This window comes from Desulfovibrio sp. 1214_IL3152 (genome assembly GCF_036763055.1).
Classification (GTDB): Bacteria; Desulfobacterota; Desulfovibrionia; order Desulfovibrionales; family Desulfovibrionaceae; genus Desulfovibrio.
On sequence record NZ_JBAIYW010000220.1, the window covers coordinates 1 to 5,908 of the forward strand.

General features: G+C 52.8%; 5 protein-coding genes and 1 pseudogene. 5 read left to right on the top strand and 1 reads right to left on the bottom strand.

The window, feature by feature from the left end:
- From V6C07_RS04670 to V6C07_RS04685, 4 genes are all read left to right on the top strand, one after another.
- Positions 1-603, top strand: a 603-nt coding sequence (locus V6C07_RS04670) for an ADP-dependent NAD(P)H-hydrate dehydratase (RefSeq protein ID WP_333535204.1), incomplete at its 5' end; no start/stop codon positions are given.
- A complete protein-coding gene (gene tsaE, locus V6C07_RS04675) occupies positions 591-1,076 on the top strand; it encodes a tRNA (adenosine(37)-N6)-threonylcarbamoyltransferase complex ATPase subunit type 1 TsaE (protein ID WP_333535205.1) in 486 nt (161 codons plus the stop codon). The genes V6C07_RS04670 and tsaE, both read left to right, overlap by 13 nt.
- A gap of 70 nt (positions 1,077-1,146) precedes the next feature.
- Positions 1,147-2,370, top strand: a complete 1,224-nt coding sequence (locus tag V6C07_RS04680; RefSeq protein ID WP_333535206.1) for an aspartate kinase — start codon at positions 1,147-1,149, stop codon at positions 2,368-2,370.
- 72 nt (positions 2,371-2,442) lie between these two features.
- Positions 2,443-3,630 carry an HD-GYP domain-containing protein gene (locus V6C07_RS04685; protein WP_333535207.1) on the top strand — a complete coding sequence of 396 codons (1,188 nt, stop codon included), beginning with the start codon at positions 2,443-2,445 and terminating at the stop codon, positions 3,628-3,630.
- A gap of 245 nt (positions 3,631-3,875) precedes the next feature.
- Here the strand turns inward: V6C07_RS04685 and tnpA are convergent.
- A pseudogene (tnpA, locus tag V6C07_RS04690) lies at positions 3,876-4,334 on the bottom strand (IS200/IS605 family transposase).
- A gap of 1,044 nt (positions 4,335-5,378) precedes the next feature.
- Between tnpA and V6C07_RS04695 the strand changes: the two are divergent.
- Complete coding sequence (locus tag V6C07_RS04695) at positions 5,379-5,663, top strand: hypothetical protein (RefSeq protein WP_333535209.1); 285 nt, start codon at positions 5,379-5,381, stop codon at positions 5,661-5,663.
- Positions 5,664-5,908: the final 245 nt, after the last annotated feature.

Genomic DNA, 5,908 nt, shown 5'->3' on the forward strand with positions numbered 1-5,908 from the left:
CGGGATGCCGCCGCCTTTTTGCGCGCACTGGTGGCGCTGCAGCGCCCCCCCACGGTTTTTGACGCAGACGCACTGGCAGTAATGGCGCAGCAGCGTGACCTTCTGGACGCCATATGTGAAGAGGACATCCTTACCCCTCACCCCGGCGAGGCAGCCATGCTTCTGGGGTGTTCCGCCCAGGAAGTCCAGGATGACAGATGGGCCGCACTGGACGGCCTCTGCTCCCTGAGCCGTGGGGTCAACATCCTTAAGGGAGCCGGAACCCTGGTACGGCAACAGCGAGGCCCCATCGGCATTTGCCCCTATGACGTGCCACAGCTGGCTGTGGGTGGTTCAGGCGATGTACTGGCAGGCTGCCTTGGTGGCCTGCTGGCCTCAAAACAGGATTTTGCGCATACCGACAAACGGGAATGCGCCTTTTCCACAGGTCCGTCCCTTATAACAGCCGGGCAAGGCGTGGCCCTGCACGCCCTGGCCGGACGTTCGCTTGCCGCCCATTGGCCCGTGCGTGGCAACACGGCTGCAGCCATCGCGGATGCCCTGCCCCACGCTCTTCACAACATCACCCAAGACCAGGAAGATGACCTTGCATGGCCCGGATAACCCTTGCCACCCTTGATGATACCCGCCGCTTTGCCGGTCTGCTGGCGCACGCGCTGGACAACGTACCCGAAGTGAAAACCCTGTTGTTGCGCGGAGACCTCGGCAGCGGGAAAACAACGCTGACGCGCTTTATGATTTTGGCCCTGCCCGGCGGTAATGAAGCAGAGGTAGCCAGCCCCTCTTTTACGCTGTGCAACCACTACCCCACAGTACCGCCCGTACTGCACTGCGACCTTTACCGCTGTCCAGGATCCGTGCCGGAAGACCTGCTGGAGGCGCTTGATAACCTGAGCACTTTAATTATAATTGAGTGGGCAGAGTTTTTGCCCGATCAGGAGCGACCCGAAGAATATCTGGACATCGCGCTGAAGGCATGCGAAGAAGGTCACTTATTGACGCTGCAAGCCTGCGGCCGTAAGGCCGAGGCCCTGTTGCGCCATTTGTGCGAACAATGGACTTTAGGCAGAGTCTGAACCCTCGGAACTGCGTTCGTACAATTGGCCTGTTGTACACTGTGAAGGATTGTGGGCAATGGATACAGGCATGAAAATTTTAGTGCAAAAGTTTGGCGGCACGTCGGTAGCCAAGCTTGAATCTATGAAGCAGGTGCGGGAAAAAGTTCTGCGCGGTCTGGCACAGGGCTATAAGGTTATAGCCGTGCTGTCGGCCCGGGCCGGCGAAACCAACCAGCTTCTTGCTCTGGCCGGCGAGTGGTCAGCCACCCCTGACAGCGCGGAATGTGACGCCCTTGTGGCTACGGGCGAACAGGTTTCCATCAGCCTGTTCACCATGCTGCTCAAGGATGCGGGCATTCGCGCCCGGTCTTTGCTGGGCTGGCAGATTCCCATTACCACCGATGATGATTTTGGCCGCGCACGCATTCTTTCCATCAACAGCAAAGCCCTGTACGGCTTTCTGAAAGAACATGACGTGCTGGTAGTTGCAGGCTTTCAGGGCTGCACTGAAAACGGTCGCATCACCACTCTCGGGCGCGGCGGATCAGACACTTCGGCAGTGGCCCTTGCTGCGGCCATGGGTTCCGCCGAGTGCGAAATCTATACGGATGTTGACGGCGTTTACACCACAGACCCCAACATCTGCTCCACCGCCCGCAAAATGGACCGTGTAGCCTATGAAGAAATGCTGGAAATGGCGAGCATGGGAGCCAAGGTTCTGCACATCCGCTCGGTAGAATTCGCTAAAAAGTATAAGGTTCCCGTGCGGGTACGCTCCACATTCAGCAATGATCCCGGCACTCTCGTTACTCAGGAGGATTCCACAATGGAAGCCGTTCTTGTTTCCGGCATCGCATATGATAAAGATCAAGCCCGCGTAACCATTCGCGATCTGCCGGATGTACCGGGAATGGCCGCCGCCGTGTTCGGGCCGCTTTCCGAAAAGGGCATTCTTGTTGACATGATCGTGCAGAACACGAGCCTGGACGGTCATACCGACATTACCTTTACCATTTCGCGTAAAGACCTGCAGCAAACGCTCGCAGTGATGGAAGCTGTGGCCGAAAAAACCGGCGCTTCAGAAATTCTGCACGATGTCAGCGTTGCAAAGGTGTCCGCCATCGGCGTAGGCATGCGCAACCATTCCGGCGTTGCCGCGCGCACGTTTGCCGCCCTCACGCACGAGGGCATCAATATCCTCATGATAAGCACTTCTGAAATCAAGATTACAATCCTGATTCAGGAAAAATACGTTGAACTGGCCGTCCGTATTCTGCACGATACCTTCGGGCTTGATTGGGACATCGGCTAAGCCCCCTCATATCTGAAAAACCCGACCACGGCACAATCAATGTCGTGGTCGGCCATATAGGGTATTTTAGCCATGTCGTCAGTAAAGATAACTGTTGCCGACATCGTACCCGGGATGTATCTCGTCAGTCCCGGGCTTTCGTGGATCAAAGCCCCTCTCTTGTATATGGAAGAGGGGCTTATCACGTCGCGGGAAGAGATTGCGCAGATCATCAAGCAGGGGTACACAGAAGCCTACCACGACCCTTCACGCTTCCGCCGGCTGGATGAGTTTGCAACAGATCAGGAAGAAAACATCTGGCCTGACCCCAAAGGCCCTCTGGTTTCTCTGGATGAAGAGATTCCCAAGGCCGCTGCCATTTATGCAGACTCTTTTGAGCATGTGCGCAGCCTTATGCAGGCCGCGCAAGGTGGTGCTGTTGACGTTGCGGCCTCCCAACCCTACGTGGAATCCATTGTCAACAGTCTTAACCGCAATGTGGATGCGCTGGTTTCATTATCAAAACTTAAAAGTTCTGACGAATACACCTATACGCATTCCGTCAATGTAACCATTTTTGCCGTAGCCTATGCGCATCACCTTGGCCTGCCGGAAGAAAAACTTCACCTGGTGGGCATGGCCGGGCTGTTTCACGATTTTGGCAAGGCCTTTATCCCGCAAGAAATACTCAACGCGCCGCGCAGGCTTACGCCCGAAGAACAGGAAATCATGCAATCCCACGTGGTTCTCGGCTACAATCAACTGAAAAAAGCGGACAACATACCGCCGGAAGTTTTGCAGGCCGTTGCGCAGCACCACGAGAAACATAACGGCACAGGCTACCCCTATCGGCTGGCCGGCAACAAGATCGGCATTTATGGGCGCATTCTTTCAGTCAGCGACAACTACGACGCCCTTTCGGCCAAGCGGGTGTATAAAACACCCATGCCCGCCAATATCGCTCTGGCAATGATGTACAAAATGCGCGGCCAGGCATGGGCTCCCGGCTATGTGGAACGCTTTATCAAGATGATGGGCATTTATCCTGTAGGCACTCCGGTGCAGCTGTCCAGCGGCGAACAGGGCATCGTGTGCCGCTCAAACCCAAGCTTTCCCGCACAACCGTGTGTTATTATGGCCTTTGACCCTGAGGGCAGACCCATCAACCCCATATTTCTGGACCTGAGCAAAGAGCACGGTCTGGAAATCGAGCGCTCTCTCACAGGGGCCGATGCCGAAAAAATGGACATTGCAGCGCTTTTGTCACAGGCTTGGCAATAGCGCGCTTCATTTGAACCGGCTTCACCCTGGGCAGGCGCCTGCCGCAAAGACCCGGCGCTTTCAGTTTTTACCCCAAAGGATTTTGCCGCTACGGCAACCCCTTCATCCGTGACGGTAAACGCTTGCGAGCGCTTCGTAAAAAGGAACCCCCCGGCCTAGCCGGGGGTTCTTCATATGCGCCTGTAAGGCTTTCTTACCAGCCGCGCCCTAACAGGCGCACGGGCGATCTGACATTTGCATTTCTGTTACTTGCGGCCCGTAAACGGGCTCCCTGGGTATGGTAAGCTCAGTTGGTCGCCAAGCTTGTCTGACCCAAGCTGATGCTTAATGTAGTCCTGAATCTTGGCTTTGTTTTTACCTACCGTATCAACATAATATCCACGGCACCAAAATTCTCGATTGCGCTATTTGAATTTCAAGTCGCCGAATTGTTCGTAGATCATCAGGCTGCTTTTACCCTTTAGGTAGCCCATAAAACTTGAGACACTCATTTTGGGGGGAATCTCAAGCAACATGTGGATGTGATCAGGACAACACTCTGCCTCAACTATTTTCACATCTTTCCATTCGCACAATTTCCGCAGAATTTCGCCTATTGCTCTTTTCTTTTCACCATAAAACACCTGTCGGCGATACTTAGGTGCAAAAACAATGTGATATTTACAGTTCCAGCGCGTGTGGGCTAAGCTTTTCGTGTCACCCATCGTGACCTCCTTTTGATTTGTTGACTCGCAGTTGCCAGACCGCGAGATTTTTTAACAAATCAAAAGGAGTTTTACTCACTTGGGCAAAGCTATAAGCTTTTTAGAACCCCCCGCCTAGCGGGGGGTTTTCTAGTTACAATAAGCCAGCCCCGCCGGGCAGGGCAGGAATGGAGCCGCCGAAGGTAGGCCCACTTCCTCTGTCCTGCCCTCGCATTTCAATATTGAAAGGCATACGAACGTATACAGAGGCATACGAAAGCATATTTTTGGAAATTATTTGCCAAAATATGCGAACATATATGAGCTTATGCCAGAATATGCCTTTGTATGCTTCTGTACCTTTGAATATGTCTTTGTGGTCGAACATCTATCAAAATATCCTAAAATATATTGAACGCCAAAGCTCAAATATATTGAAAGCATTTGCAGGTAATTGCTCGATGTTACACGAGCTTGATACTCCATGAAAGGCATTGAACAGGTGAAACGACGTTCATATTCCTGCATGTTATTTTATCATCGTGTATTGAATCCAAAAGGCAGGACAAGGGAGGTGGGCCCACCTTTTGGGTGTTTCCCCTCCCGGCCTGCCCTGCGGGGCTGCTTATTCGCCCTGGCGGGCTCAACGCAAAAGGAAGATGGCTCACGAAACTTTTGCCGCGGAGACACGCTACAGCGCCTTCCCCAAGGCACATGCAAAAAATGTTCTTGAGTCTGAATGGAAGTCTTCATAAAAGACGGAAATTTGTATTTTTTTGTGTATGGTTATGGCGAGACGGCATATGTTTGAAGGAATAAATATTTCAGCAGATTATGAACAAAAATAAAAAAATATTGGGCGTCCCTCTTGACTGGCGCAGGCACGTAGTTATTTTTTTATTATAGACTGGAAACCTTACGCCCACAAGAAAAGGGCGTAGGCAGCAGACCAGTCATCGGGCAAACGCCCCGGAGTTGACCGGCCCCCTCCATAAAAGCGGAAGGGGCTTTTTTCGTGCTCCGGGGTTTTTGATTCATTAATCGTGTAACAGGAGGATATTCTGTATGGCTAAGGATTTGAAACCGTATGTTCTTTTGAAAACCCAAGACCAAGTCAGTGGAAATGGCGACCAAGCTCATCTGTTCGATTTTGACGGATATGACGCGAACGGGAAAACGGCACAGGGTGTTTCTAAAAACTCCATTTGCAACATGGTCACCAAAGAAAAGTCAGGGTGGACTTTGTCTGGAGAAACTGACTCGGAAGAGTTGCGAGTGAAGATCGCAAAGGCTCAAACCCGTCAGGACATTTGCGGGCAATGCGTGGGTCGTCTTTATAAGTGGGACTAATCCAGGCGGGATAAAGCGCGGCGGTTGAGCGCCTAATTTTCCCCGGAGAGTGCGGCTCTCCGGGGATTTTCATTTGACGTACCACCATACCCGAATTGTCCGAGGACATAACGTGTTCGGTAGTGTCCAGAATTTTTCGCACATTTTGTAGCTGCCATGTGGTGTCAGGTCTGGCGCTGTCTTGAAGCTGGCGCGTGCTTTGCGAGCGGGACGCTAAGTGGCGATCCCGCGCTGCAATGCCCGTG